The organism is Nocardia sp. NPDC059195 (assembly GCF_042754695.1).
GTDB lineage: Bacteria > Actinomycetota > Actinomycetes > Mycobacteriales > Mycobacteriaceae > Nocardia.
The window spans coordinates 117,981-144,063 of the sequence record NZ_JBHZBG010000003.1 but is presented as its reverse complement, the minus strand read 5'-3'; the positions used below and the strand labels follow the sequence as shown (position 1 = coordinate 144,063).

The following is a 26,083-nucleotide window of genomic DNA, read 5'->3' as shown; positions in this document are numbered from 1 at the left end:
GGCCATCCGAGCCTAGGGAGTGGTGAGTGCCTTGACTACCGCGGTGCCGAAGCCGAGGTCGTTGCTCGTCGGCATCCGTGTGTAGGTGCCGCCCGTTCGGTCGGCGAGGGTCTGCAGTGTTTGGGTGCCCTCGCCACCGACCACGACGACGTCGATGCGGATGGGCTTGCTCGCATCGGTAGCCGCGGTGATCTCGCTGACCAGCGTGGTGCCGGTCAACGTCGAATCGTCGTCGGGGCCGTCGGTGATCAGCAGGATCGAGTTCGTGCGCCCGGGGGAGTATCCGGCCACCGCGGCGCGGTAGGCGGCGAGCAGGGTCGGATACGCCTGGTCCGCGGTGAGCTGGCTCGGTTTCACGGAGGTGACCGCCGTGCCGACCGCGTTGCGTTGGGAGTTGGTGAGCAGGTCGGTGGCCACCTGCACCTTGTACGGGGTGGTGCCGTCGATGTTCTTACCGAACGTCCAGAGGCCGAGCCCGAAATCGGGCGGCATCACCTGCAGTGTCGAGGCGACGGCGGCGATCGCGTTCGACAGCCGGGTGGTCGATCCCTCCGCGGTGCCCATCGACGACGACACATCGAGCAGGACCGTGGCGTTCACGCCGAGGACCGGGTTGGCCAGCGTCGACTGCACCTTCTCCAGCGCCGCGCGCGGAGGATTCGCCGGTGCCGAGCCGATGGCGGGCCCGAAGCCCTCGGTGGCGAGTGCGCCCGCCTGCTCCGGTGCGCGCAGGAAGTCGATGAACCGCGACGCGATCAGATTCTGGGTCTTGTCGACCCATGGACCCGACAGCAGCGCCGCCGGATAGTCGGCCAGCGGCGCGGAGCCGACCGGGCGAAACGCGGTGAGGCCACCGGTGCCGAGTTGCTGCTGGGTCGCGGCGACCGCGTGCACTGTGTCGTCGGTCGGGTTCGCGGTGATCTCCGACATGGCGGTGATCAGGTCGGCCGGTGCCTGCGCGCCCGCGGCCAGTCCGGAGATCGCGGCGACGACCTGACCGGATCCGGCGGCCTGCTCGGTCAGCGGTTCGGTGCCGGAGACCGCGGCGCCGATCGACGCCGCGGCGGCGGTCGTCGCGTCACCCACGGGCAGGGCCATCTGCAACCCACCCCACCCGCTCAGACCGACTTCGTCGAGCGAGCCCTGCTGCAGTCTCGGCAGGTCGGCCCACGTGATCTGGTGTTGCTCGAGCGCCTGGCGCAGGGCATCGGGCACGGCCAGCACGATCGGGCTGGTGGCGATGGAGGCGGGCGTGCCCTCGATCAGACCGGGCACCCGAACCAGTTCGACAGTGCGGCTCGAATCGGCGATCCACAGGCCCGGCTTCGGACCGAGCGTCGGATCCCATGTCGCCATCTCGGCCAGGCCGCCTGCCAGGGCACTCGACGGGTGTGCCGACACCTTCACCTGGGCGCAGTGGTCGCGCACCCGGGGTTTGGTCGCGTTGAAGCGCTCGGCCGCGGTCCGCACCGGACCGGCGATCGCCGGGTCCACCGCGACATCGAGGGCCGCGGCCCCTTCGACGCACTCGGCAGCCGCCGCCACATCGGAGTTCTCGGCACGATCGCTGAGCTGGAACCATGCGAACACGGCGACGATCACCAGGACCAGTGCCGATACCGCGATAACCGGACCCTTGCTGATACTTCGAGATCTGGTCCCGTTGCGATGCGTACCCACGCGGCAAGTTTAAGGACATCGCGTCGTTCCGCAGCACAGTGCATGCCTCGACGCATCGCCGCAGGTCACAGCCACGTGGCTGGGCCCGAGTGCGGCCGGATGTCGGTGCCGGCACCCGGCCGAAGGGCGATCACGCTCGAATCACGCGGCCGCGGTCGTATTCGCGACCGCCCCACACCCCCGACTGACCCGTCTGCGCCGCGTACTCGGTGCACCCCGCGAGCAACGGGCAACCGGCGCAGATCCGGCGGGCGTAGTCGAAGTCCTGCGACGGGTACGGAAACCACGCCTCGTGGTTGGGGTCACCGCGGCAGGCGGCGCGATGCCACTGCCCCGAATCGGACAGGGTCAGCAGTTCGGTCAGTGCGAATTCGGTGGTGGTCACGGCGCGTACTCCTTCCAGATCCGGCGCTGCTTACGGGCGAGCGGGTCGGGAGCCTTGGGCTCCCACAGCAGCCGCATCCCCGCCTCTTCCGGGGTGCGGTCGGCCTTTCCTGCATTGCACGGTGCGCAACAGGCGACGAGATTGCTCCAGGTATTGGGTCCGCCCCGGCTGCGGGGGCGGATGTGGTCGACGGTGTGCGCCCAATCAGCGCAGTAGCCGCACCGGTGCTTGTCGCGGCGCAACACTCCGGACAGCGTGGCCCGGCTGTCATCACCGATCGGCGCCACGTGTGCCAGGTAGACATAGCGCACCAACCGGATCGTCTCCGGCAACCCGATCACCAGGTGTTGCGACCGGATCGGGAAGGGTGGCACCCGCTCGATCACGGTCTCCGCGGCGCCGCTGATCAGCAATGTCACGGCCCGATCGGCGGTGATCTCGTCGAGGGCCTCGTAGCTGGCATTCAGCACGAGCACCCTGGTGTGTATCCAGGTGTCGGCAGCGGGCACCGTCGGGTCGACGGCATGACGAATCATCATGGGAATCACCATGTTTCGAGAGAAGTGAAAATCAGGAGCAGAAGGGGCTCGGGCCGGTCAGGCCACAACCAGGAGACGGCCGGAGCCATCGATATCCAGGCGTATCGCGCTATGGACCGAATTTGCGCGGCGATAGGTCTTATCCGATTCTCGCTGTGGCGCTTGCTGTTTCACGGCCGTCTCCTCCTCTCGATGCTGCTTGTCGGTTCTCGCCCGATGCGAATCACCTGCGTGAAATCATGGTGACATACCGTGCCCGAAATGTCGGCTGATTTATTTTCGGCCGACGGCCGCGCATCCGGAGCTGGGCCGACCCCCACACGGCGAAACCGGCCAGGGCGTAGAGGGCACCTGTCAGGCAAGACGCCCACCATCCCCACGAGGTGTACGCCCAGGCCGTCGTGACCGCGCCGAGGGCCGAACCCAGCGAGTAGAAGGCCATGTAGGCGCCGATGACGCTGCCGGCGCGGTCGGGGTGTGCGGTGGTCAGCAGATGCTGGCTACTCACATGCACGGCTTGGACGGCGAAGTCGAGCACCACGACGCCGACGACGAGCAGCGCCAGCGTCGGCCCGGTCTGTGCGATGAGCAGCCAAGACGCGGCGAGCATCAGTAGCGACCACCCGCTGATCAGTTGGGCGTGACCGGCATCGGCCCACCTGCCCGCCCGGCCCGCGCCGAGGGCTCCCGCGAGTCCCGCCAATCCGAACAGTCCGATCTCGGTGGTGCCGAAGGACCAGGGTCGCGCACCGAGCGGGAGCGCGAGGCCGCTCCACAGCGATCCGAAGGAGGCGAAGAGGAAGAAGGTGATCAAGCCCCGGCTCAGGAACAGTCGATCCGAGGTCACGAGGCGTCCCATCGACCGCAGAATCTGTGTGTATCGATCACCGGATGTCCTGATGTCCGGGGCCAAGCACCCTCGGGTGACGACGGCGAGCCCCGCGCACAGCACGGCGAGCAGGACATAGACCGCGCGCCAGCCGAGCGTGTCACCCAGCAACCCCGCGACGACCCGGACCCCGAGGATGCCGATCACGACACCTGACGTGACAGCGCCGATATTGCGGCCGCGTACACCGGGCGCGGAGACGGCGGCGACGTAGGCGACTGTCACCTGTGTGACGACCGCGAACACCCCGGCGAGCGCAAGTCCGGCCACCGCGATAGCGCCGTTCGGCGCGGCGGCCGTGATCGCGGCCCCGACCGAAGTGAGCGCAAGCAGTCCACCGATGAGCCGACGTCGGTTCACGAGATCGCCGAGGGGCACCAGCAGAATCAGCCCGGCGAAGTATCCGATCTGCCCGGCGGCGATCAGGACACCCAACGACTCCGGCGACAACCCCAATTCGGGGCCCGCCACCGCCAGTACCGGCTGGATCGCGTACATCGTGGATACCGCCGCGGCGCACACCGTCGCCAGCACCAACCGCTGTGCTCGCGTGACTCCTGTCGCCATCAGACCTCCAAAGAGTAGCAAAATGAAACCAATTCACGGTAAGCAATAATGGTTTCGAATTGCAACTCATAAGGAGGTGGCCCCATGGCACCAGCGTCCGGCGCCGACCGCGAATGGACCGACCCCACCTGCCCGGTCGCACGTACCGTCGACCTGGTGGGTGACCGGTGGAGCCTGCTCATCGTGCGTGACGCCATGGCCGGACCTGCGTCGTTCACCGTATTCCGGCAGCGGCTCGGGATCGCGCGCAACATCCTCGCCGACCGCCTACGCCGACTCGTCGAGGACGGCATCCTCACCACCAGCGCAACCCCGGGTGGCAAACGGCACGTCTATGAGCTGACCGGCGCCGGCCGGGATCTGTTCACCACCATCGTCGCACTGCGGCAGTGGGGAGAAAATCATGCCTTCACTGCCGACGAGCCCCGCTCGACGCTCGTGGACCGCGACGGACGACCCCTCGCCGCCCTAGATCCTCGCGGTCAGGACGGAGCGTTGGTCACTGCCGCGACCACCGACGTGCGGCGAGTGGACTGAGACCTCGATCGGTAGGCGACGAGGTGGCGAGCTTCTGCGCGGACAGGGGTCGGCTGATTTATTCTCGGTCGGCGGCGACGAGTTCGGCGCAGCGTTCACCGACCAGCATGACGGTGATGTTCGGGTTCACCGTGGTGTGCGCGGGGAACACCGAGGCGTCGGCGACTCGCAGACCGTCGACGCCCTTGACCCGCAGCCGCGGGTCGAGCGGGCTCATCGGGTCGTCGACCGCGCCCATGCGGACCGTGCCCACCGGGTGGTAGACGGTGTTGTGGGTCCGGCGGATGTAGTCGGCCAGTTCGGCATCGGTCTGTACTTGCGGCCCCGGATACAACTCGCGCTTCACCCAGTCCGACAGCGGTGCCGCCGCGGCGATCTCGCGCGCCTTACGCAGGCCGGCGATCATCACCCGCAGGTCGTGGCCCTCGGGGTCGGTGAAGTAGCGCGGGTCGACGCGCGGCTTGTCGCGAAAGTCGCGCGAACGCAGCCGCACGGTGCCGCGGGAACGAGCGTGGGTGACGTTGGGGGTAAGGCAGAAGGTGTTCTCGGCGGTCGGGTATCCCTGCCGCAGCGTATGCATGTCGAACGGCACACTGCCGTAGTGCATCATCAGGTCCGGCCGGTCGAGTTCGTCGACGGTCGTGGTGAAGATGCCTGCTTCCCACCACTGCGTGGAGTGGCGCACCATCGGCCGCGTTGTCTCGAAACCGATCACCCCCTCCGGGTGGTCTTGCAGATGCGCGCCGACCCCGGGCGAGTCGGTGATGATCTCGATTCCGTTCTCGCGCAAGTGATCCGCGGGGCCGATGCCGGAAAGCATGAGCAGCTTCGGTGAGTCGATGGCACCGGCGCTCACGATCACCTCGCGGTGCGCGGTGATCCGGGTGGTGCGCCCGAACGCGTTGTCGGTCAGGTCGACCCCGACGGCGCGTCCACCGTCGATCACGATCTTCTTCACCCACGCGCCGGTGCGGATGGTGAGGCCGGACCGGTCCAGATTAGGGTGCAGATAGCTGACCGACGACGACGAGCGCGTGCCGTCCGGAAGGCTGTTGATCTGAAAGAAGTTGGCGCCGTTGATAACTGTGTTTCCGGCATTGAACTCGGCGCGAGGGATGCCGACGGCCTCGCAGGCGTCGAGCACGGCCACACCGCACGGATCGTTCGGCGGCACCGTCATGATGTGCACCGGACCCCGGCGGCCGTGGTGCTCGCCGGGGCCGTCGTTGGTCTCGATCCGCGAATACAGCCGATACACCGAATCGGCGCCCCAGCCGGTGGCGCCGTGGTCGCGTTCCCAGGAGTCCAGATCCTCGCGCGGCGCCCAGAACGCGATGCAGCTGTTGTGCGAGGAGCAGCCGCCGAGCACCTTGGCACGGGCGTGGCGCATCAACGAATTGCCGTTCTCCTGCGGCTCGATGGGGTAATCCCAGTCGTAGCCCGATTCGAGGAGTTCCATCCAGCGGTCGAGCCGCAGGATCGCCGGGTCGTCGACATCGGACGGTCCCGCCTCGAGCAGGCAGACCGTCACCGACGGATCCTCCGACAACCGGGCGGCGACGGCCGCGCCCGCGGAGCCCCCGCCGACGATCACGTAGTCGTATGCGCTCACCGTTGTTCCTCCCGGTCGGCGAACCAGCCGGTGACACCCGGCCGGAGATTCTCATAGACGTGCTTGGCTTCGCGATACTCGTGCAGCCCGGAGGGCCCGAGCTCGCGGCCGACGCCCGATCGGCCGAAACCACCCCACTCGGCCTGCGGCAGATACGGCCCGAAGTCGTTGACCCACACCGTGCCGTGGCGCAGCCGGGCGGCGACGCGGCGCGCGCGTGCGGCGTCACCGGACCACACCGCGCCCGCGAGACCGTACTCGGTGTCGTTGGCGATGGTGACGGCCTCGTCCTCGGTGGTGAAGGTCTCCACGGTGACAGTGGGCCCGAACGCTTCGTCGTGCACACACGCCATCGCGCGGGTGGCGCCGTCGATGACCGTCGGCAGGTAGAACCAGCCGTTGTCGAGATTCCCGGAGCCCTCGTCGCCGGTGGCGAACGCACCACCGGTGCGGATGACGGCACCCTCGGCGCGGGCCTGTTCGACATAGGCGTTCACCTTGTCGCGATGGGCCGCCGAGATCAGCGGCCCGGCCTCGGTGCCCTCGGCGAAGGGCAACCCGAGCCGGATCTGCTCGGCACGGCGCACCAACTCGTCGACGAAACGGTCGTGTGCCGATTCCTCGATCACCAGGCGCGCACCCGCCGAACACACCTGGCCGGAGTGCAGGAACGCCGCGTTCAGTGCGTTGTCCACGCTCGCGGCCAGCCGGTCGTCGGTGTCGCAGGCGTCGGCGAACACGACATTCGGGTTCTTGCCACCCAGTTCGAGTGCCACTTTCTTGACCGTGGCGGCCGCCTCACGAGCGATGATCTTGCCGGTGGCCAGCCCGCCGGTGAACGAGACCAGGTCGACATCGGGATGCTCCGACAGCGGCGCACCCGCGGTGGCGCCCGCTCCGAGCACCAGATTGCACACTCCGGGAGGCACACCGAGGTCGTCGAGCACCGACATCAGCAGAATCGCGGTGTGGGGGGTCAGCTCGGCCGGTTTGAGCACGAAGGTATTGCCTGCCGCCAACGCCGGGGCGACTTTCCAGGCCGCCTGCAACAGCGGGTAGTTCCACGGCGTGATCAACCCGCAGACGCCGACCGGTTCATAGACGATGCGGGAGTCGATGTCGGGGGAGCCCGCGTCGACGACACGGCCGGCGTCGTCGGCGGCGAGCTTGCCGAAATACCGGAAGCAGTGGGCGATGTCGGACATGTCGATGTCGGACTCGTAGGGTCGCTTGCCGGTGTCGAGGGTTTCCGCGCGTGCGAACTCGGCTCGCCTGGCGTCGATCGCGTCGGCGACGCGCAGTAGCAGGTCACCCCGTTCGGCGGCGCTGGTTCGGGGCCACGGCCCGTCGTCGAAGGCTCGGCGGGCCGCGGCGATCGCGGCTACGGTGTCGTCTCGGTCTGCCTCGGCGACGACGCCGACAAGGGAATTGTCTGCCGGACAACGGATATCGCGAGTATTCCCGGAAACAGACGGTCGCCAGGAGCCGTCGATATAGAGGGTGTCGCTCATGATGGATCCCTTCACAGATCGCTCTCGGTGTCGCCGGCTTCGGGCTCGTGGTGATCTGTCGCCGTCCGGCGCAGGTGCAGATAGCCGAGGTGGCGTTCGTACTGGTCGAGAATGTCGCCGATGACCTGTTCGCGGCTGTAGCCGTTGAGTGAGTAGCCCTGCGATCCCTCGGCCAGGTAGACCTCGCAGCGGAAGTACCGATCGCCGGACCGCTGCGCGAGCACGGCATAGGTCGGGGTCGGTGCGGACACCGGCCACACGCCGTATTCGAACCGGGGTTCGTTGGCCTGATCGACCACCAGGCGTGGCGACGGCAGCCCCTCGCCGGCCTGGGAATCGTCGATGGTCGCCGTCATGCCCATCCGGTCGAATTCCGCCGCGACATCGTGCATCGCTGGAACGACGGTGCCGGTGATGAGCTTGCGGCTCGCCGCTGCCCCCGGATAGTGGATGGTCGCCAGCAGCCTGCGTCGCCAACTGCTCGGTTCGGCCGGGCCACGGCCGGACGCGAAGGCCTTGGGCAGGGAGGTGCGGTAGCTGTCGAGCTTGTAGGACTCGTTGCGCACGGCGCGCAGCATCGCGATGCCGATCAGCGCCAGCACGAACGAGAAGGGCAACCCCATGATGATGGTGGCGTTCTGCAGGGTCTTGATGGATCCGCCCGCACCGGCGAACAACATCGACAGAGTCAGCAGACCGATCGCGGCTGACCAGAAGATGCGGGTGCTGCGCGCGCAATCAGCCATCGGGTCAGGCAGTTTCGAGGTGAAATTGCCCATGACCAGCGATCCAGAGTCGGCGCTCGTCACGTAGAAGAGCAGCCCGGTGATGGTCGCGATCCCGAGCAGCAGGGTCGCGCCGGGATACTGCTCGAGCAGGGAGTAGAAGCCGAGTTCGGCTCTGGCCGCGGTCTGCTCGGCAAAGGTCTTGTCGTCTCTGGCGACCTCGAGCGCGCTGTTGCCGAAGACCGAGATCCACAGCAGGGTGAAGCTGAACGGCACGACGAGGACACCGAAGATGAACTGGCGCAGCGTGCGTCCGCGTGAGATGCGCGCGAGGAACAGGCCGACGAACGGTGCCCACGCGACCCACCACGCCCAGAAGAACAGCGTCCAGCTGTCCAGCCAGCTCGACGGCGCGTTCGCCGTCTCCGGATTGCGTTCCCACGCGAAGGTGTCGAGAGTCCGGCCGGGCAGGGTCGAGAGATAGTCGCCCGCGTTCTGCGCCAGGCCGTTGAGCAGGAAGTCCGTGTTGCCCGCCACCAGGATGTAGACCAGCAGGGCAATCGCCATGATGACATTGAGCTCCGACAATCGCCGGATGCCCTTGTCGACGCCGGTGGTGGCCGAGATCGTGGTGATGGCGACCGACAGGGCGATCAGCCCGATCTGGGCGGCCTTGCCCTGGGAGATGCCGAACAGTTCGTGCAGGCCGTAGTTGAGCTGGACGATGCCGATGCCCAGCGAAGTGGCGATGCCGAAGATGGTGCCGAGTACCGCGGCTACATCGATCGCGTCGCCCCAGCGGCCGTGTACCCGCTTGCCGAAGATCGGATAGAGCGCGGCACGGATCGTCAGCGGCAGATTGTGCCGGAAGGCGAAGTAGGCCAGCGCGCCACCCATCAGCGCGTACATCGCCCAGCCGGTGATGCCGTAGTGGAAGATCGTCCAGGCGACCGCGTCGCGGGCGGTCTCGTTGGTTTCGGGCGGGCCGAGCGGAGGGTGCAGGTAGTTGTAGACGGGCTCGGCGACCGAGAAGAACATCAAGTCGATGCCGATCCCCGCTGCGAACAGCATCGATGTCCAGGAGAACAGGCTGTACTCCGGCCGTGATTCCTCCGGCCCCAGCCGGTAGTTGCCGTACCGGCTGGCGCCGAGGAAGACGACGAGGCCGAGAATGGCGGTGGCGAGCGCGAAGTACCACCAGCCGAACCAGGTGGAGATGAAGGTCTTGACCTCGCCGACGACGGTCTCGGCGCTCGCCGGTGCGGCCAGCGCCCAGATCCCGAAGGCGAGCACGGCGCCGGCCGCCAGCAGGAACACCGGCTTGTTGACCGAGCGCCGGTCGGCAACGGGGTGTACCGGGACCACGTCGTGCGCGGTCTCGGTAGGTGTTGGTTCAGTGCCGTTGTCCCCGGGTTTGCTGACACCGCCCATGCGAGGCAGGTTAGTTCGTGCTCACCCGCGGATCGGGGACCTTCAGTGGTTGCCGACCTCGTGTTCCAGCCTGCGCGCCACCAGATCGCGGGCTTGTTCGCGCAGGGCGGGCCGGTAGCCACTCGGATACACCGGATCCCCCGGCGCGTAGTTCTTGAGCACTTCCTTGGCGAGGGTGATCTTGTGGACCTCGGTCGGGCCGTCGGCGATGGCCATGACCTCGGCGTAGGTGGTCATGTCGAGGAAGGGGAGGTCGGTGCTCACGCCCATCGCGCCGTGCAGATGCAGTGCGCGGCGGGCGATGTCGTTCATGACGGTCGGCATGGCGATCTTGATGGCGGCGATGTCCTTGCGGACGGCGCGGTAGTCCGCGGCCTGGTCGATCCGCCAGGCGGTGCGCAGGACCAGCAGGCGGAACTGCTCCATCTGGATCCAGCTGTCGGCGATGCGTTCCTGGGTCATCTGGAAGCCGCCGACTACACCCTTGCGGGCCGGGCGCGACACCGCGCGCTCGCACATCATGTCGAAGGCTTTACGTACCAGCGCGACCGTGCGCATCGCGTGGTGCACCCGGCCGCCGCCGAGACGGGTCTGCGCGACGATGAACCCCGCGCCTTCCGCGCCGAGCAGATGATCGGCGGGCACCCGGACATCGGTGAATCGCAGGTGCGCTTCGTGTTCGCTGAACCCGGGCACGGTGAAGTTGCGCACCAGTTCCAGGCCCGGCGCATCGGCGGGCACGATGAACATCGACAACCGCTGGTGCGGTTCGGCTTCGGCGTCGGTCACCACCATCACGATGTGGAAGGTGGCGAACTCGGCGGCGGAGTTGAACCATTTCTCGCCGTTGATCACCCACTCGTCACCGTCGCGCACCGCGGTGGTGCGGAACGCGGTCGGATCCGAGCCGCCGGTGGGTTCGGTCATCGCGTAGCAGGAGCCGATCTCGCCGTCGAGCAACGGCTGCAGGTATTTCGCCTTCTGTTCCTCGGTGCCGAAGTGCGCCAGAATCTCAGCGTTGCCGGAATCCGGTGCCTGACAACCGAAGACGAGCGGCGCCCACATCGAGGTGCCGAGCACTTCGTTGAGCAGCGCCAGCTTCAGCTGGCCGAAACCGGGACCGCCGAGTTCGGGGCCGAGATGGCAGGCCCACAGGCCCTGATCCTTGACCTGCTGTTGCAGTGGCCGCATCAGCGCCCGGATCTCGGGGTCGGTCCGGTCATAGGGATTGGGGTAGAGCAGATCCAGGGGTTCGACCTCGGTGCGGACGAACTCCGCCACCCAGTCGAGCTTGCGCTGGTAGTCCGGATCGGTCTCGAAATCCCAAGCCATGGTCAGCCTTTCGTGGTGTCGCCCGTGGCGCGGAGCCCGGACAGGACGGTGTCGGTGAGGATGTCGGCGATCTCGGCGGGGGAGTGGGTGCCGCGCTCGCGGTACCAGTAGCCGAGGGAATTGAGCATGCCGAGCATGCCGTTGGTGACGATGTGGTCGGCGGTGCGCAGTTGCCCGGCCGCGTGGCCCGCGTCGATGACGTCTTGCCAGTGATGCTGCAGCCGATCGCGTAGCTGCTGCAGGACGACCGCGTGTTCGTGGGTCAGTGCGCCGGCATCACGCAGGTGCACGGCCACCGCGCGCCGATGCGTGACGATCAGTTCGACATGGCTGCGAATCAGCCGGCGCAGGGTCTCGACGGGGTCGGCGTCGACCTCGACGATGCGTTCGGCATCGGCGAGCAGCAGCCGGGTGTAGTCGCGCAGGATCGCCCACAGCAGGTCTTCCTTCGACCCGATGTGGTAGTACAGCGCACCCCGCTGGACGTCGGCTCTCGCGCCGATCTCGGCGACGCCGGTGGCGTGGAAACCGCGTTCGGCGAACAGCTCGAGCGCCGCGTGGTGGATCCGCTCACGCGTGTCCGCGCGCTCGGTGGCGCGGGGACGGCCGCGACGACGCACAGGGGATGACGGTTCGGTTGTCACGGCGCCTCCGTTCGGTCCGCCTCGCGACTTAATGTTCCGATCAGTACATTAATTGTCCGCGCACCTACAATCAAGGGGCGATCCGCCGCGCCCATGTCGTCGACCTCGGCGGCTCGGCGTGGCGGAATGGACGGAGCCCGCAGGGCGTTCGAACCCACGCGAGGTGTCACCGCTACCCACGGGTAACATGACATCGACTATTCCCACCCGGTTTTCACCAAAGTGAGGCATCAGATGACAGAGCGGATTCAGGTCGGCGGGCTCCAGGTGGCGAGCGTTCTCCACGATTTCATCGAGAACGAGGCGCTCCCCGGTACCGGCGTAGATTCCGCCGCGTTCTGGGCCGGTGCCGAGCAGATCATCAACGACCTCGCCCCGCGTAACCGCGCTCTGCTCGCTGAGCGCGACGAGTTCCAGGGCAAGCTCGATGCTTGGCACGGCGAGAACCAGGGCACCGGCTACGACAAGGCCGCCTACAAGCAGTTCCTGACCGAGATCGGTTACCTGCGGCCCGAGCCGGCGCCGTTCCAGATCGGCACCGGCAACGTCGACGCCGAGATCGCCACCACCGCGGGCCCGCAGCTCGTGGTGCCGGTGATGAACGCGCGCTTCGCGATCAACGCCGCCAACGCGCGCTGGGGTTCGCTCTACGACGCGCTCTACGGCACCGACGCCATCCCCGAGGCCAACGGCGCCGAGAAGGGCAGCGGCTACAACCGCGTGCGCGGCGACAAGGTCATCGAGTGGGGCCGTAACTTCCTCGACGACGCCGTGACCCTGATCACCGGCTCGCACCTCGGTTCGGCCTACTACAAGATCGTCGACGGCGAGCTCGAGATCGGCCTGGAAGACGGCACCGACATCGGCCTGGCCGACCCGTCGCAGCTGCTGGGCTACCTCGGTGACCCCGAGGCCCCGACCTCGATCCTGCTCAAGCACAACGGTCTGCACATCGAGATCCAGGTCGACGCCACCTCGCCGATCGGCTCCACCGACACCGCCGGTGTCAAGGACATCGTCCTGGAGTCCGCGCTCACCACGATCATGGACTTCGAGGACTCGGTCGCCGCGGTCGACGCCGACGACAAGGTCGTCTGTTACCGCAACTGGCTCGGCCTGATGAAGGGCGACCTGGCCGAGGAAGTCTCCAAGGGCGGCAAGACCTTCACCCGCACCATGAACCCCGACCGCGTGTTCACCGCGCTCGACGGCTCCGAGCTGGTGCTGCACGGTCGTTCGCTGCTGTTCGTGCGCAACGTGGGCCACCTGATGACCTCCGACGCGATCATCGACGCCCACGGCAACGAGGTGCCCGAGGGCATCCTCGACGGCCTGATCACCTCGCTGATCGCCGTGCACTCGCTCAACGGCACCGCCTCGCGCGCCAACACCCGCACCGGCTCGGTCTACATCGTGAAGCCGAAGATGCACGGCCCCGACGAGGCCGCGTTCACCAACGAGCTGTTCGGCCGGATCGAGGACGTCCTCGGCCTGACCCGCAACACCCTCAAGGTCGGCATCATGGACGAGGAACGCCGCACCACGGTCAACCTCGCCGGCTCGATCGAGGCCGCCAAGGACCGCGTGGTGTTCATCAACACCGGCTTCCTCGACCGCACCGGCGACGAGATCCACACCTCCATGGAGGCCGGGCCGATGGTCCGCAAGGCCGAGATGAAGGCCCAGACCTGGATCACCTCCTACGAGGACTGGAACGTCGACACCGGCCTGGCCAAGGGTCTGCCCGGCAAGGCGCAGATCGGCAAGGGCATGTGGGCCATGCCCGACCTGATGGCAGGCATGCTCGAGCAGAAGATCGTGCACCCGAAGTCCGGCGCCAACACCGCCTGGGTGCCCTCGCCGACCGCCGCGACCCTGCACGCCACCCACTACCACCTGGTGGACGTGTTCAAGCAGCAGTCGCAGATCGCCAAGGGCGGCCCGCGTGCCACCGTGGACCAGATCCTCGAGATCCCCCTGGCTCAGTCCACCGACTGGACCGAGGAGGAGAAGCGTCAGGAGCTGGACAACAACTCCCAGGGCATCCTGGGCTACGTGGTCCGCTGGATCGATCACGGTGTCGGCTGCTCCAAGGTGCCCGACATCAACGACATCGGCCTGATGGAAGACCGTGCCACCCTGCGCATCTCGAGCCAGCTGGTCGCCAACTGGCTGCGCCACGGCATCGTCTCCGAAGCCGACGTGATCGCCAGCCTCGAGCGGATGGCCCCGGTCGTCGACCGCCAGAACGCGAACGACAAGACCTACCGCCCGCTGGCCCCGAACTTCGACGACAACATCGCGTTCCAGGCCGCCAAGGAACTGGTCCTGGAAGGCACCACGCAGCCCAACGGCTACACCGAGCCGATCCTGCACCGCCGCCGCCGCGAGTTCAAGGCCGCGCAGAAGTAGTGCTTGAAAAGTAGCTCGTAGCAGCTCTTTTCGTTGGAGGCCCCGCGTCGGAGACATCCGAGGCGGGGCCTCTGCCGTCCCCGGAGATCACCGTGGATACCGGCTCGTCAGGGAACCGCGGGGTTCACGGGTGGGCGGATACTCCCGATGGGGTGCCTGTGTGCCGGTCAGTCTGCGACGATCATCCGAACGACGGTGGCACGGAAGAGGTCTCTGATCTGTTCCAGATCTGCGAAATCCGGCAACGTCGGTGGCAGCAAGATGTACGAGTGCGATAGCCGGGTGATCAGATCGGTGCAGACCTCCGGCGAGGCCGTCAGGCGGTAACCGGCCTCGGTCAGCTTCTTCAATTCACCGACCATGAACGCTCGACCGAAGGCGAGAATCGGCTCGGCCTGCGTCGTCAGTTGCGGCAGGACGGTCTCGGGATCCGTTTCGACGAGACGCCGCAGCACGACGTTGTGTGGAGCGACCTCGCAGAACCGGACGAAGGTCTCCACCAGCCGGTCGACCGGATCGTCGACGGCGTCGAGCCGTACCGCGAGGTCGCTGAGGAAGCGCGCGACCTCGCGGGCCATCAGGGTGTCGAACAGTTCTGCCCGACCTGGAAACCGCCGGAACACGGTCGCTTTCGACACCCCGGACTCGCGGACGACGTCGGCGATCGTCGTCCGCCGTAGCCCGTGGCGTGTCAACAGCGCGAAGGCGGCGTCGAGGATGCGGTCGACGTACGGGTCGGCCGGTGCCGTCATAGCTTCGGGACCCGGCCCCGCAACCGCTGGGCCAGGCCGGGGAGCCGCGCGGCTTGCATGATCGCCTTGAACTGCCAACTGTCGTCGCGGGGCGCGATGCCCGCTGTCTGTGCCATATCCATGAAGTCCCACAGTGTTTCGCCGAAATACATCAGGCCGTCAGGGGTGAAATGATAGCGGTCGACCGCGCACGCCTGCACGAAGGTGCCCATACCTTGCAACGCCGGCGCCGTGTCGTCGTAGGGATAGAGCCGCAGCGTGCCGTCGAAGAAGCCGCTGCCCATGTACCGGACGACCAGGCGGGTTTCGCCGTCGGGCGTGACGTCGATGTACATCTGATCGGGGAACGGGTCGTATCGCCAGTTCGAGATCGCATCGAAGAACGACATGTTGTATTCGACGAACTCGTCGAGACCGACCATCGTCCGCCCGAACGTCGTCGGATCCACATACCGCAGATCGTGGGTGTAGATCTCGTGGTTGCGGCTCATGTCCTGGGTCAGCCAACTCCACGTGTACTTCGCCGCCCATTCGTAGAGCCACGCGACGTCGATGCCGTGACCGGCGAGGAACTCGATGCGGCGTTCGAGCTCGATGAACCAGTTGCGGTGCATCCGGCTCAGTTCGTCTTCGGGGACGACGCGGGTGCGCGCACCACGATTCGACGGCAGGAACTCCGGTAGCGGCTGCCGCAATCGGGGCTTGTCCAATTCCTGAAGAACGAGGTCGAAGTCGAACATCGGCAATCCTTCGGTTGATACCAAGAGAGTAGATTGGTCTCAGAGTATCTCAGCGCGTGGGGGAGCGCGTGGTTTCGGGCGCTACCTTCTGGAACGACTCACTGACCTCAGCGGGCGTCCTCGACCCAGGCGGGCCCGGAGACGACTCGGCCCCCGCACCGAACTTCGGTGCGGGGGCCGAGAGCAATTGCGTATCAGGGCATTACGCAGGGCGAGTCGTACTCGATCTTCTCCAGCGTTGGCGCCTTGTAGTTGGCCTCCACGGTGGCGGGCCGGAACCTCGGCTTCGCGCGGCACCGGGCACCTGAGTGCCGGAATTCCGGGGGCATCGCCGTAGCGGTCAGTGTGTGATGATCGGCACGAGGTGCGTTCGGGCGAAGTCGCGGAGTTCTTGGTCGGTGCTCAGTGGAAGCACGCCGGACGGCGCCAGAATCATCGAGTGCACCACCCGGCAGAGGACTTCCGTGCGAGCGCTGAGGTTCGGGGGTTCGACGAGCTGTCCGGCGGCGATCGCCTCGAGCAGGATGGATTCGGTGGTCGCGATCGACAACGCGATGGTGGTAGCGCTGTCGTTGGTGAGGCGGGGTAGCACTCGTTCGGGTTCGAGCAGCAGCAGGCGGTTGACCAGCGGGTGTTCGCGCCAGCGGCGGACGACGGTCACCAGGATGTCGGCTACCAGGTCGTCGAGGTTGTCATGCTGTTTCGGCAGGCTGGTCAGGTCCGTCAGCACGCGCGTGACCTCGCGGGCGAAGACGGCGCCGACCACGTCGTCGCGCGACCCGATCCGCCGATAGACCGTGGCCCGGTCGACCCTGGCCTGGCGGGCGATGTCCTCGATCGTCGTCTTCTTGACCCCGACGTGCCCGAACTGGACCAGTGCCGCGTCGAGGATGCGGGACTCCACGGAGTCGGAATCGTCGGATTCGGGAGCACTTGTCGAGGTCACGTGGGCCGTGGTCATGCCGTCAACGGTAGCAACCAGGCGGTTGATGCAACAGAGCGACGCTTTTTGTTGCCGCAACATTGCAATTGAATATGTTGCATCGTATCGTTGTGACATGGCTCATGCAGTTGACGCAACGAGGCGTCATCACCGCGAGGAAGCGCACGCGATCAACGCGCGGGACGTGCACTTCGACTTCGGTGATGTGCCGATGCACTACATCCCGGGCGAGGTCTTCGCGACCCATGTCATCAATGTCATGCACCTGGTGCTGCCGGAAGGCGAGCGCGCGATGGCGCAAGCGCTGGCCGAGTCGCTGCCCTACATCGATGACCGGCGGCTGCGCGAGGAGGTGCAGGGTTTCGTCGGTCAGGAGACGATGCACGCCAGCAGTCACGCCGGTGCGCGCGATCATCTGCAGTCGATCGGCCTCGATGTCGAGGCGATGGTCAAGACCTTCGCCTGGTTCGTCGATCGCATCCTCGGTGACCACGGCCTGACCGGTCGGGCGAAGGAGGAATGGCTCAAGGAGCGCCTGGCGCTGTTCGCCGGGATGGAGCACTACACCGCGGTCATCGGCCAGTGGTTGCTGGAGAACGACAAGTTCGAGGACCTCGGGATGGATCCGACCATGCTGGATCTGATCCGCTGGCACGGCGCCGAGGAAGTCGAGCACCGCAGCGTGGTCTATGACGCCTACATGTACGTCGACGGCAGCTATGCGCGCAAGGCGCGCACGGCGGTGGCCGCCAGTGCGACGCTGTTGGCTACCTTCCTGGTGTCGTCGGCCTATCTGTATGCCAAAGATCCCGCCCCGCGGAAGGGTGCGTTCTGGCCGATGCAGCTGGTTCGGGCGACCGCCCGTGGCGTCGTGCCGAACTTCGGTATTTTCATCAGCGAGATCCCGCGGTACCTGCGGCCGGGCTTCCATCCGTCCCAGCTGGGGCCGATGGATCGCGCGCTGCGCTACCTGGCTCATTCACCCGCGGCCCGCGCGGCCGAGCAGTGACGGCGGCGGTGAGTTCGCAGGCGCACACGCCACCCGTCATGCTGCGTGCGCTGGGCGCGCTGGCCGACGGCTACCTGCAGCTGTTCGTAGCCGGTCGGGCCGCGCCGTTGATTTCCAAGCCGAATCCGGTGCGCCACAGTGGATTCGAGATCCCGCTGATGGTCGCGCAGGTCCAATCCGTTGCCGAGGACGTGGTCGGTCTGACCTTGACCTCGCCTGCCGGTGAACTCCTCCCGCCCTGGCGGCCGGGTTCGCACCTCGACGTCGTGCTGCCCTCGGGCAAGCAGCGTCAGTACTCCCTGTGTGGTGACCCCGAAGACCGTCGCCGGTACCGGATCGCGGTGCGTCGCATCGCCGACGGCGAAGGGGGATCCGTCGAGGTACACGAGCAGCTGGCGGTGGGGGACACGATTCGTATTCGTGGTCCCCGCAACGCCTTCGACTTCATCACCGCGCCCTCCTACCTCTTCGTGGCCGGCGGCATCGGGATCACCCCCATCCTGCCCATGGTCGTGGCAGCGGCCCGGGCCGGAGCACGCTGGCAGCTGATCTACCTCGGGCGGTCGCGCGCGACCATGCCGTTCCTGGCGGAATTGGCCGCCATGCCGGGCGGCCGGATCGACATCCGTCCCGATGACGAGTTCGGCACGCCCGATATCGCCGAACTGCTCACCCGCGCCGAACCCGGCGCGTCGGTGTACGTCTGCGGCCCGCCACCTGTGCTGGCGGCGGCCCAGCGTCACGCCTTCCGGATCAACCCGACGGGATCGCTGCACACCGAACGCTTCTCGGCGCTGCCGGTGGTCGACGGCAAAGAATTCGACGTGACTCTGGCGCGTTCCGGGACGACCGTGCGCGTCGGTGCCGAGGAAACCGCGCTCGCGGCCATCGCCCGGGTGCACCCGGATGTCGTGTACTCGTGCCGGCAGGGGTTCTGCGGTACGTGCAAGGTCGCGGTGCTGGCCGGTGCGGTAGAGCATCGCGACCGCAAGCTCCTGGACTCCGAGCGCAGCAGCCAGATGCTGACCTGCGTGTCCCGCGCCGCGGGCGAATCACTCGTGCTCGACCTCTGAACAGAGCAACCACTCCTCGAAAGGACGACGTCCATGGGGCGCACCTTCCCGCTGACCGAATCGAACGATGCCTTCCTGGCGAACGCATCCCGACGGTATGTCCATATCGTGAACATTCCCGCGGCACCCGAACAGGTGTGGGCGGCGCTGAGTGCCGATGACGCGCTCGTGTCGTGGTCGCGCGTGGTCACCGGCATGCGGTGGTGCTCACCGCGGCCGCACGGTGTCGGCTCCACCCGCATCGTCACCCTTGCCGGTGCGGTGGCGCTGACCGAACGCTTCTACCGCTGGGACGAGGGAAAGCGGATGACGTTCACCGTCGACGCGGCATCCATTCCAGGTCTGCGCCGCTTCGCCGAGGACATCGTCGTCGAACCCACCGGTGCGGGCACTCGCTTGACGTGGACGTTCGCGCTGGAGGGCGACGCAGCGCTGCGGCCGCTGCTGTGGGCGGGCGGACCACTCAATAGACAGGTCACCGGGTCGATCGCCCGGGGTATCACCCGCCGGGTGCTCGACCTCGCGCAAAAGGAGTCCCGCTGATGGCGGCACCGACGAAAACCCAGCCCGCGCAGCGCGAGTCGAGCTTCGAGGTGATCTCGCCCGCGACCGGTGCCGTGGTCGGCAGCTATCCGGTGCACACCGCGGCCGAGGTCGAGGCCACGGTCGCCGCCGCCCGCCCGGCGGCGGACTGGTGGGCCGGCATCGGCTTCGCCGAGCGGGCGCGACGGCTCGACGCCTGGCGCGGCGAGATCGTCCGCGGGCGAGACGAACTCGCGCAGATCATCCATGACGAGATGGGCAAGCCGCTCTCCGACGCCCGGCTCGAGATCGTCATGGCGCTCGAACACCTCGCGTGGGCCGCGGGCAATGCGCGCCGGGTACTCGGACCGCGCTCGGTGCGGCCCGGGCTGCTGACTGTCAATCAGGAGTGCACTCTGGAGTACCGCCCGTTCGGGGTGGTCGGGGTGATCGGGCCGTGGAACTACCCGGTATTCACCCCGTTGAGCTCGGTGTCCTTCGCGCTCGCGGCAGGCAACGCGGTGGTGTTCAAGCCGAGCGAGTACACCCCAGGGGTAGGGCACTGGCTCGCTGAGCGGCTCGCCGCGGTGGTTCCGGAACAGCCGGTGTTCCAGGTGATCACGGGCCTGGGGGAGACCGGTGCGGCGCTGTGCCGGTCCGGTGTCGGCAAGATCGGTTTCACCGGGTCCACCGCCACCGGCAAGCGGGTCATGGCCGCCTGTGCGGAGACCTTGACGCCGGTGCTGATGGAGCTCGGTGGCAAGGACGCGCTCATCGTCGACGCCGACGCCGACCTGGACGCCGCCGCCGACGCCGCGGTGTGGGGCGGAATGTCGAACGCGGGCCAGACCTGCCTCGGCGTGGAGCGCGTCTACGTGCACACCGACGTCTACGACGAGTTCCTGACGAAACTCGTTGCTTGCGCACAGGATCTGCACGCGGGAGCCGATACGGCCAAGGTCGGGCCGATCACCATGCCCAAGCAGATCGCGATCATCCGTCACCACATCGAGGACGCGCTGTCGCGCGGAGCGCGGGCGCTGCTGGGGGGCGCCGGCGCGATCGAGGGGCAGTACGTGCAGCCGACCATTCTGGTCGATGTTCCCGAGGATGCCGCGGCCGTCACCGAGGAGACCTTCGGCCCGACCCTCACGGTGGCGCGGGTGCGGGATATGGACGAGGCCGTGGAACGTGCCAACGCCGGCGCGTACGGCCTGGGCGGCACGGTCTTCTCCCGCCGCAACGGCAGGCAGATCGCCGATCGCCTTCGCGCGGGCGGCACCTCGATCAATGCCTATATCGCACATGCCACGATCGCGCGACTGCCGTTGGGCGGCGTCGGTGATTCCGGCTTCGGCCGGGTGCACGGTCCCGATGGCCTGAAGGAATTCACCTATGCCAAATCCACCACCCGGCAACGATTCCCGTTGCCGTTGGCGCTGACCACGTTCACCCGCGGCGACACCACTGACGCCATCGTCGATCGGCTGGTCACCCTGCTACATGGAAGGAATCGGTAAAGAAGATGACAGCAACCGAACACCGTCACATCGTCGTGATCGGTGCCGGATTCGGCGGTATCGGCCTCGCGATCAAATTGCGCGAGGACGGATTCGACGATCTCGTGATCCTCGAGCGCGCCGCCGACCTGGGCGGGACCTGGCAGGCCAACACATACCCGGGCTCCGCGTGTGACGTGCCGTCGCATCTGTACAGCTACTCCTTCGCACCCAATCCCGACTGGTCGCGGACCTACGGACAACAAGCCGAGATCCTCGACTACATCCGGGACGTGGCGACGAAGTTCGATGTCGTCGGGCACATCCGGCTCAACACCGAACTGCTCGATGCTCGCTGGGACGAGGCCGATTCGCGGTGGCATCTCGACACCTCGGGTGGCAAGCTCACCGCGGATTACCTGATCTCGGCGACCGGCATCTTCGCCGAGGCGAAGTACCCGGACCTTCCTGGCCTCGGCACCTTCCAGGGCAAGGCTTTCCATTCGCTGCACTGGGATCACGAGCACGACCTCACCGGGGAGCGGGTGGCGGTGATCGGCACCGGTGCCTCCGCGGTGCAGTTCGTGCCGGAAATTCAGCCGAAGGTGGCCGCGCTCACGGTGTTCCAGCGTTCCGCGCCGTGGATCGTGCCGCGGATGGATCGCCACACCTCCGGCGTCGAGCGGTTCGTGCTGCGCAAGGTGCCCCTCGCGGGCAAGGCGATCCGGAGTGCCTGGTACGCGGCGATCGAATCGTTCGGCCTGGTCGGTTTCGTCGACAATCGGTTCCGCCACCCCTACGAAATGCTGGGCCGGTGGCAGCTGCGGCGCCAGGTGCGCGATCCCGAGTTGCGCGAGAAGCTGACGCCGGACTACATGCTCGGTTGCAAGCGGGCGATCTTTTCCGACGCGTACCTTCCTGCCCTCGATCAGGACAACGTCGAGGTGGTGGCCGACGGGATCGCCGAGGTACGCCCGCATTCCGTCCTCACCCGAGCCGGAGTCGAGATCCCGGTCGACACGATCATCTACGGCACCGGCTTCAAGTCGGCACCCTCGGCCTACGATCGCATTGTCGGCGCCGACGCGGTGTCCGTCGGTGAGATCATGCGCAAGCACCGCCGAACCTACCTCGGTACCGCCATCGCGGGCTTCCCGAACTTCTTCCTGACCCTCGGCCCGTTCGGTGCGGTGGGTAACCAGTCGGCGATCTTCATGATCGAATCGCAGGTCGCCTACATCGTCGATGCGCTGAAGACCTTGCGCGACAAGGGTGCTCACCGGGTGGAAGTGCGTCAGCAGACGCAGGACGAGTTCATCGAGGAGATGCATCGGCGTAGCGCGAACACGGTCTGGCTCACCGGCGGTTGTGACAGCTACTACACCACACCGGACGGGCTCAACGCCGGCCTCTACCCGAGCTGGAGTTTCGAGTACCGAGCGCGCACCAGCGCGTTCGATTCCGAGTCGTACGAGGTGAGCGCGTAGTGGACATCGCAGCATTCAACCCACTCGGCCTGCTCTCGCGCCGTTCCTATGACCTTCGGGACAAGACCGTGCTGATCACCGGCGCCGGGCAGGGCATCGGACTGGAGCTGGCCGGGATCGCCCACGCCCGCGGCGCGTTCGTCGCCATCGTGGATGTGGACGAAGCCGCTGCCGAGGCAGCCGCGGGAGCACTCGGTGCGCGTGCGCTGGCGATTACGGCCGACGTCCGCGACCGTGCGGCGATGGCCGCGCTCACCCAGCGGGTCGTCGACACCTTCGGTCACCTCGACGTCGTCGTCGCCAATGCCGGGGTCACCCCGGCACCGGCGACCGTGCGTTCGATGGACCCGCGCGATTTCGATCGCGTGATGGCCGTCAACCTCGACGGCTGTTTCAACACCGTGCATCCGGCGCTCGATCACATCGTCGCAGCGCACGGGCATGTGGTGGTCGTGTCGTCGTGTGCGTCGTTCGCGCCGGGTATGGCCGGATCGCCGTACATGATGAGCAAGGCCGCGGTCGAGCAGTTCGGTCGCGCGCTGCGGGTGGAACTGAGTGCGGTAGGCGCGAGCGCCGGCGTGGCGTACTTCGGCGTCGTCGACACCGGGCTGACCCACGCGACGCTCGACGACGACGACATCGGCCGCGAACTCGGCGAGATGCTGCCCTGGCCACTGAATGTCAGGATCAGCGCGGCCCACGCCGCGACCGTCATCGCCGACGGCATCGAGCGGCGCGCAGCCCGGACCATCGCGCCCAGCGGATGGGAGCCGTACGCGCTGCTGCGCGGCGCGGTGAACGTGGTGCTCGACGCCCAGCTCGCAGGCAGTGGGAAAGTCAGGGATCTGCTCGCGCGCGTCGAGGACCGGGCCGTCGGCCGGTGACCGCGCCCGAACGAGGATCGTTGCGTACCCGCGCTGCCAGGCTGGTCGCGCAACGAACGGTACGTCCACTGGCCGCCGCGATCCCCGTCAACACCACGACTGTGCCGTTCGCCCGGTTGGCGATCGATGCGGCGATGCGCGTCGTCGGGCCGAGTCCGACCGGAACGGTGGTGGATCGCATCGATGACGGAGCAGTACGCGGCGAGCTGGTCACCGGGCCGAAGGTGACCCGCACCGACGCGGTCGTGCTGTACGTTCACGGCGGCGGCTTCGTCGCCGGGTCGGCAGCGGCGTATCGCGGTGTGGCGTCTCGGCTCTCGACGGCGGCCAGGATGCCGGTGTTCGTCGTGGACTACCGCCTGGCCCCCGAGTACCCGAGCCCCTGCGCCCAGCAGGATGTGGCGCAGGCCTACCGGTGGTTGCTCCGGCGCGGAGTCGATCCGGACCGGATCGTGCTCGCCGGCGATTCGGCGGGCGGCTTCCTCAGTGCCGACTTCGCCATCACCAACGCGGGCCAGGGGCTGCCCAACCCGGCTGGGTTGGTGCTGTTCTCCCCGATAGCCGATCTCAGCCTGGAGATCGCGCAGAGCGGGGGTGCGAACCGCGACGGCGTGATCTCATTCCCCTTGTCGGTCAAAGCGGTCGCCCAGTTCACCAGTGAACGTCTCGAACTGTGCCCCGAGCGGGGAATGCGACTGCCGCCGACCTTGATCCAGACCGGCAGCGCGGAGTACTTCGCCGCCGACGCGGTCGAACTGGCCGATCGTTTCCGTGCCGCGAACGTCGCCTGTGAACTTCAGGTCTGGCCCGATCAGATGCATGTTTTCCAAGTCATGCCCGCGCTGGCACCGGAGGCGCGCTTCGCCTTCGATGCGGCGGGCCGATTCATCACTTCGATCATCGACTCCGAAACCGCCGCTGCGGTCTGAACAACGGAAGACTCACACATGTCGACACCACGTTTCGAAACCCTCTGTGCCGCATTCCAGCACAACGCGACCATCGATCCCGACGCGATCGCGTTGCGTACTCCCGGTGACGCCACGACCATGACCTGGCGCGACTACGCGGCCGGTGTTCGTGCCACCGCGGCCGGCCTGGCCGCACTCGGGGTCCGCCGCGGCGACACCGTCGCGCTGATGATGAGCAATCGCATCGAGTTCTACCCACTCGAAGTGGGTGCGCAACACGTGGGCGCGACGTCGTTCTCCGTCTACAACACTCTCGCCGCCGACCAGCTCGCGCATGTGCTGGGCAATGCCGGCGCCCGGGTGGTCATCTGTGAGGCGCAGTACGTGCAGCGGCTGCGCGACAGCGGCGTGGCGCTCGACCACATCGTCTGCATCGACGACGCCGTCGAAGGAACCGTTCCGGTGGCGGACATGATCGCGGCGGGCAGCCCCGACTTCGATTTCGATGCCTCGTGGCGAGCGGTCACGGCCGACGATGTGGCGACCCTGATCTACACCTCGGGTACCACCGGCAACCCGAAGGGTGTCGAGACGACGCACGCGAACCTGATGTTCCAGGCCTACGGGCTCGGCGATGTGCTGGGCTTCGAGTTCGGCGATTCGATCACCTCGTTCATGCCGAGCGCGCACATCGCCGACCGGCTGACCGCGCTCTACCTCCAGGAGGTATTCGGCATCCAGGTCACCTCGGTGTCGGACCCCAAGCAGATCGCCGGCGCGCTGGCCGACCTGCGGCCGACCATCTGGGGTGCGGTGCCGCGAGTGTGGGAGAAGCTCAAGGCCGCCATCGAATTCGTGGTCGCCAACGAACCGGACCAGACCCGCAAGCAGGGCATGCAGTGGGCACTGTCGGTGGCTGCCAAGCGCAGCGAGTACCAGCTGGCCGGGCAGCCGGTGCCCGACGAGGTCGCCGCCGAATGGGCCAAGGCCGACGAGTTGGTGCTGTCCAAGTTGCGGGCCAAGCTCGGCTTCGACCGCGTCCGCTTCGCCCTCTCCGGTGCCGCGCCGATTCCGCCGCAGACGCTCGGGTTCTTCGCCGGGCTCGGCGTGCCGATCTCGGAGATCTGGGGGATGTCCGAACTGTCGTGCATCTGTACGGTGAGTCACCCGCGCGACACCCGCCTCGGGACGGTCGGGCGGCTGCTGGCGGGCATGGAATCCCGCATCGCTGACGACGGTGAGCTCTTCGTCCGCGGCCCGCTGGTAATGCAGGGTTATCGCGGCGAGCCGGAGAAGACCGCCGAAGCCATCGACGCCGACGGCTGGCTGAGCACCGGCGACGTGGTGACCGTCGACGAGGACGGCTACTACCGGGTGGTCGACCGGAAGAAGGAGCTGATCATCAACGCGTCGGGCAAGAACATGTCCCCGACCACGATCGAGCACGCGATCAAAGCATCGACGCCGCTGATCGGTGCCATGGCCACTCTCGGCGACGGGCAGCCGTTCAACACCGCGCTGATCGTCCTCGACGCCGAGAGTGCCGAACCGTATGCGGCTCAGCACAATCTGCCCGATGCCTCGGCCGCGGCGCTGGCCGTGAACTCCGAGGTGATCAAACAGATCGCCGCGGGTGTGGCCGCGGGGAACGAGAAGCTCTCACGGGTCGAGCAGGTCAAGCGATTCCGGATCCTCCCGGTGTTCTGGGAGGCCGGTGGTGACGAGGTGACGCTGACCATGAAGCTCAAGCGGAAGGTGATCGCCGAGAAGTACGCGGCCGAGATCGCCGAACTCTACGCGGACGACCCCGTTGCCGAGGTCATCGAACCTGCCTGATCGGTAGGCAGTGACGTAGCAGTCCTTGTGGCGGGGCCTCGGGTGTTTGGCCGCCCCCAACTAATCCGACACCCCACCCGCGAGGCCCGGGCTCCCCATAGAGTGCGCGGTTAACCTACGAACGGGCACCCCCCCGATCCCGGGTATATTCACGCCGACGAGT

At 67.1% G+C, this 26,083-nt stretch carries 22 protein-coding genes; 10 read left to right on the top strand and 12 right to left on the bottom strand.

Features of this window, described 5'->3' with window-relative positions; all coding sequences use genetic code 11:
- Positions 1–12: 12 nt before the first annotated feature.
- The 4 genes from ACFXKN_RS05465 to ACFXKN_RS05450 form a co-directional block, all read right to left on the bottom strand.
- A complete protein-coding gene (locus ACFXKN_RS05465; RefSeq protein ID WP_379432499.1) occupies positions 13–1,680 on the bottom strand; it encodes a substrate-binding domain-containing protein in 1,668 nt (555 codons plus the stop codon).
- Positions 1,681–1,810: 130 nt separating this feature from the next.
- Positions 1,811–2,065, bottom strand: coding sequence for a WhiB family transcriptional regulator (locus tag ACFXKN_RS05460; RefSeq protein WP_379432498.1), 255 nt, complete (start codon positions 2,063–2,065; stop codon positions 1,811–1,813).
- A complete protein-coding gene (locus ACFXKN_RS05455; protein ID WP_379432497.1) occupies positions 2,062–2,604 on the bottom strand; it encodes an HNH endonuclease in 543 nt (180 codons plus the stop codon). Before ACFXKN_RS05455 ends, ACFXKN_RS05460 begins: the two co-directional genes overlap by 4 nt.
- Positions 2,605–2,827: 223 nt before the next feature.
- The gene (locus tag ACFXKN_RS05450; protein ID WP_379432496.1) at positions 2,828–4,060 is read right to left on the bottom strand and encodes an MFS transporter; all 1,233 of its coding nucleotides are present in this window, start codon (positions 4,058–4,060) and stop codon (positions 2,828–2,830) included.
- 84 nt (positions 4,061–4,144) lie between these two features.
- Here ACFXKN_RS05450 and ACFXKN_RS05445 point away from each other — a divergent pair, with 84 nt between their 5' ends.
- Positions 4,145–4,597, top strand: coding sequence for a winged helix-turn-helix transcriptional regulator (locus tag ACFXKN_RS05445; protein ID WP_379432495.1), 453 nt, complete (start codon positions 4,145–4,147; stop codon positions 4,595–4,597).
- A gap of 58 nt (positions 4,598–4,655) precedes the next feature.
- Here the strand turns inward: ACFXKN_RS05445 and ACFXKN_RS05440 are convergent, their stop codons facing one another.
- The 5 genes from ACFXKN_RS05440 to ACFXKN_RS05420 are packed head-to-tail and all read right to left on the bottom strand — an operon-like array spanning position 4,656 to position 11,852.
- The gene (locus ACFXKN_RS05440; RefSeq protein ID WP_379432494.1) at positions 4,656–6,209 is read right to left on the bottom strand and encodes a GMC family oxidoreductase; all 1,554 of its coding nucleotides are present in this window, start codon (positions 6,207–6,209) and stop codon (positions 4,656–4,658) included.
- Positions 6,206–7,720: an aldehyde dehydrogenase family protein gene (locus tag ACFXKN_RS05435; protein WP_379432493.1), complete on the bottom strand. Its 1,515-nt coding sequence runs from the start codon at positions 7,718–7,720 to the stop codon at positions 6,206–6,208. Before ACFXKN_RS05435 ends, ACFXKN_RS05440 begins: the two co-directional genes overlap by 4 nt.
- Positions 7,721–7,731: 11 nt before the next feature.
- Entirely contained in the window at positions 7,732–9,876 is a 2,145-nt protein-coding gene (betT, locus tag ACFXKN_RS05430; protein ID WP_379432492.1) for a choline BCCT transporter BetT, read from the bottom strand.
- A 42-nt stretch (positions 9,877–9,918) separates the two neighbouring features.
- The gene (locus ACFXKN_RS05425) at positions 9,919–11,208 is read right to left on the bottom strand and encodes an acyl-CoA dehydrogenase family protein (RefSeq protein ID WP_378950061.1); all 1,290 of its coding nucleotides are present in this window, start codon (positions 11,206–11,208) and stop codon (positions 9,919–9,921) included.
- 2 nt (positions 11,209–11,210) lie between these two features.
- Positions 11,211–11,852 carry a TetR/AcrR family transcriptional regulator gene (locus tag ACFXKN_RS05420; RefSeq protein ID WP_379432491.1) on the bottom strand — a complete coding sequence of 214 codons (642 nt, stop codon included), beginning with the start codon at positions 11,850–11,852 and terminating at the stop codon, positions 11,211–11,213.
- A 234-nt stretch (positions 11,853–12,086) separates the two neighbouring features.
- Between ACFXKN_RS05420 and ACFXKN_RS05415 the strand changes: the two genes are divergently transcribed.
- Entirely contained in the window at positions 12,087–14,264 is a 2,178-nt protein-coding gene (locus tag ACFXKN_RS05415; protein ID WP_379432490.1) for a malate synthase G, read from the top strand.
- A gap of 167 nt (positions 14,265–14,431) precedes the next feature.
- Here ACFXKN_RS05415 and ACFXKN_RS05410 read toward each other — a convergent pair whose 3' ends face one another.
- The 3 genes from ACFXKN_RS05410 to ACFXKN_RS05400 all read right to left on the bottom strand — a co-directional run bounded on the left by ACFXKN_RS05410 (position 14,432) and on the right by ACFXKN_RS05400 (position 16,717).
- The gene (locus ACFXKN_RS05410; protein ID WP_378950054.1) at positions 14,432–15,016 is read right to left on the bottom strand and encodes a TetR family transcriptional regulator; all 585 of its coding nucleotides are present in this window, start codon (positions 15,014–15,016) and stop codon (positions 14,432–14,434) included.
- Entirely contained in the window at positions 15,013–15,756 is a 744-nt protein-coding gene (locus ACFXKN_RS05405; protein WP_378950052.1) for a nuclear transport factor 2 family protein, read from the bottom strand. Before ACFXKN_RS05405 ends, ACFXKN_RS05410 begins: the two co-directional genes overlap by 4 nt.
- A gap of 340 nt (positions 15,757–16,096) precedes the next feature.
- Complete coding sequence (locus tag ACFXKN_RS05400; protein WP_378950050.1) at positions 16,097–16,717, bottom strand: TetR/AcrR family transcriptional regulator; 621 nt, start codon at positions 16,715–16,717, stop codon at positions 16,097–16,099.
- A gap of 97 nt (positions 16,718–16,814) precedes the next feature.
- Here ACFXKN_RS05400 and ACFXKN_RS05395 point away from each other — a divergent pair, with 97 nt between their 5' ends.
- Genes ACFXKN_RS05395 through fadD11 form a run of 8 tightly spaced genes read left to right on the top strand, consistent with a single transcriptional unit; the run spans position 16,815 to position 25,920 of the window.
- The gene (locus ACFXKN_RS05395) at positions 16,815–17,708 is read left to right on the top strand and encodes a metal-dependent hydrolase (RefSeq protein WP_378950907.1); all 894 of its coding nucleotides are present in this window, start codon (positions 16,815–16,817) and stop codon (positions 17,706–17,708) included.
- 38 nt (positions 17,709–17,746) lie between these two features.
- A complete protein-coding gene (locus tag ACFXKN_RS05390; protein WP_378950904.1) occupies positions 17,747–18,781 on the top strand; it encodes a PDR/VanB family oxidoreductase in 1,035 nt (344 codons plus the stop codon).
- A 33-nt stretch (positions 18,782–18,814) separates the two neighbouring features.
- Positions 18,815–19,324, top strand: a complete 510-nt coding sequence (locus ACFXKN_RS05385; protein ID WP_378950048.1) for an SRPBCC family protein — start codon at positions 18,815–18,817, stop codon at positions 19,322–19,324.
- Positions 19,324–20,823 carry an aldehyde dehydrogenase family protein gene (locus tag ACFXKN_RS05380; RefSeq protein WP_378950046.1) on the top strand — a complete coding sequence of 500 codons (1,500 nt, stop codon included), beginning with the start codon at positions 19,324–19,326 and terminating at the stop codon, positions 20,821–20,823. The genes ACFXKN_RS05385 and ACFXKN_RS05380 overlap by 1 nt, the downstream gene beginning before the upstream one ends.
- 5 nt (positions 20,824–20,828) lie before the next feature.
- A complete protein-coding gene (locus ACFXKN_RS05375; protein ID WP_378950044.1) occupies positions 20,829–22,289 on the top strand; it encodes a flavin-containing monooxygenase in 1,461 nt (486 codons plus the stop codon).
- Entirely contained in the window at positions 22,289–23,173 is an 885-nt protein-coding gene (locus ACFXKN_RS05370; RefSeq protein WP_378950042.1) for a short-chain dehydrogenase/reductase, read from the top strand. Before ACFXKN_RS05375 ends, ACFXKN_RS05370 begins: the two co-directional genes overlap by 1 nt.
- Positions 23,174–23,193: 20 nt before the next feature.
- Positions 23,194–24,102, top strand: coding sequence for an alpha/beta hydrolase (locus ACFXKN_RS05365; RefSeq protein ID WP_378950040.1), 909 nt, complete (start codon positions 23,194–23,196; stop codon positions 24,100–24,102).
- A gap of 18 nt (positions 24,103–24,120) precedes the next feature.
- Positions 24,121–25,920: a fatty acid--CoA ligase FadD11 gene (fadD11, locus tag ACFXKN_RS05360; protein WP_378950037.1), complete on the top strand. Its 1,800-nt coding sequence runs from the start codon at positions 24,121–24,123 to the stop codon at positions 25,918–25,920.
- Positions 25,921–26,083: the final 163 nt, after the last annotated feature.

Excerpts from the sequence above, each read along its gene's own strand:
- ACFXKN_RS05455 (WP_379432497.1), bottom strand. The coding sequence starts at position 2,604 with ATGATGATTCGTCATGCCGTCGACCCGACGGTGCCCGCTGCCGACACC.
- ACFXKN_RS05450 (WP_379432496.1), bottom strand. The coding sequence starts at position 4,060 with ATGGCGACAGGAGTCACGCGAGCACAGCGGTTGGTGCTGGCGACGGTG.
- ACFXKN_RS05445 (WP_379432495.1), top strand. The coding sequence starts at position 4,145 with ATGGCACCAGCGTCCGGCGCCGACCGCGAATGGACCGACCCCACCTGC.
- ACFXKN_RS05435 (WP_379432493.1), bottom strand. The coding sequence starts at position 7,720 with ATGAGCGACACCCTCTATATCGACGGCTCCTGGCGACCGTCTGTTTCC.
- betT (WP_379432492.1), bottom strand. The coding sequence starts at position 9,876 with ATGGGCGGTGTCAGCAAACCCGGGGACAACGGCACTGAACCAACACCT.
- ACFXKN_RS05425 (WP_378950061.1), bottom strand. The coding sequence starts at position 11,208 with ATGGCTTGGGATTTCGAGACCGATCCGGACTACCAGCGCAAGCTCGAC.
- ACFXKN_RS05415 (WP_379432490.1), top strand. The coding sequence starts at position 12,087 with ATGACAGAGCGGATTCAGGTCGGCGGGCTCCAGGTGGCGAGCGTTCTC.
- ACFXKN_RS05410 (WP_378950054.1), bottom strand. The coding sequence starts at position 15,016 with ATGACGGCACCGGCCGACCCGTACGTCGACCGCATCCTCGACGCCGCC.
- ACFXKN_RS05405 (WP_378950052.1), bottom strand. The coding sequence starts at position 15,756 with ATGTTCGACTTCGACCTCGTTCTTCAGGAATTGGACAAGCCCCGATTG.
- ACFXKN_RS05400 (WP_378950050.1), bottom strand. The coding sequence starts at position 16,717 with ATGACCACGGCCCACGTGACCTCGACAAGTGCTCCCGAATCCGACGAT.
- ACFXKN_RS05395 (WP_378950907.1), top strand. The coding sequence starts at position 16,815 with ATGGCTCATGCAGTTGACGCAACGAGGCGTCATCACCGCGAGGAAGCG.
- ACFXKN_RS05390 (WP_378950904.1), top strand. The coding sequence starts at position 17,747 with ATGCTGCGTGCGCTGGGCGCGCTGGCCGACGGCTACCTGCAGCTGTTC.
- ACFXKN_RS05385 (WP_378950048.1), top strand. The coding sequence starts at position 18,815 with ATGGGGCGCACCTTCCCGCTGACCGAATCGAACGATGCCTTCCTGGCG.
- ACFXKN_RS05380 (WP_378950046.1), top strand. The coding sequence starts at position 19,324 with ATGGCGGCACCGACGAAAACCCAGCCCGCGCAGCGCGAGTCGAGCTTC.
- ACFXKN_RS05375 (WP_378950044.1), top strand. The coding sequence starts at position 20,829 with ATGACAGCAACCGAACACCGTCACATCGTCGTGATCGGTGCCGGATTC.
- fadD11 (WP_378950037.1), top strand. The coding sequence starts at position 24,121 with ATGTCGACACCACGTTTCGAAACCCTCTGTGCCGCATTCCAGCACAAC.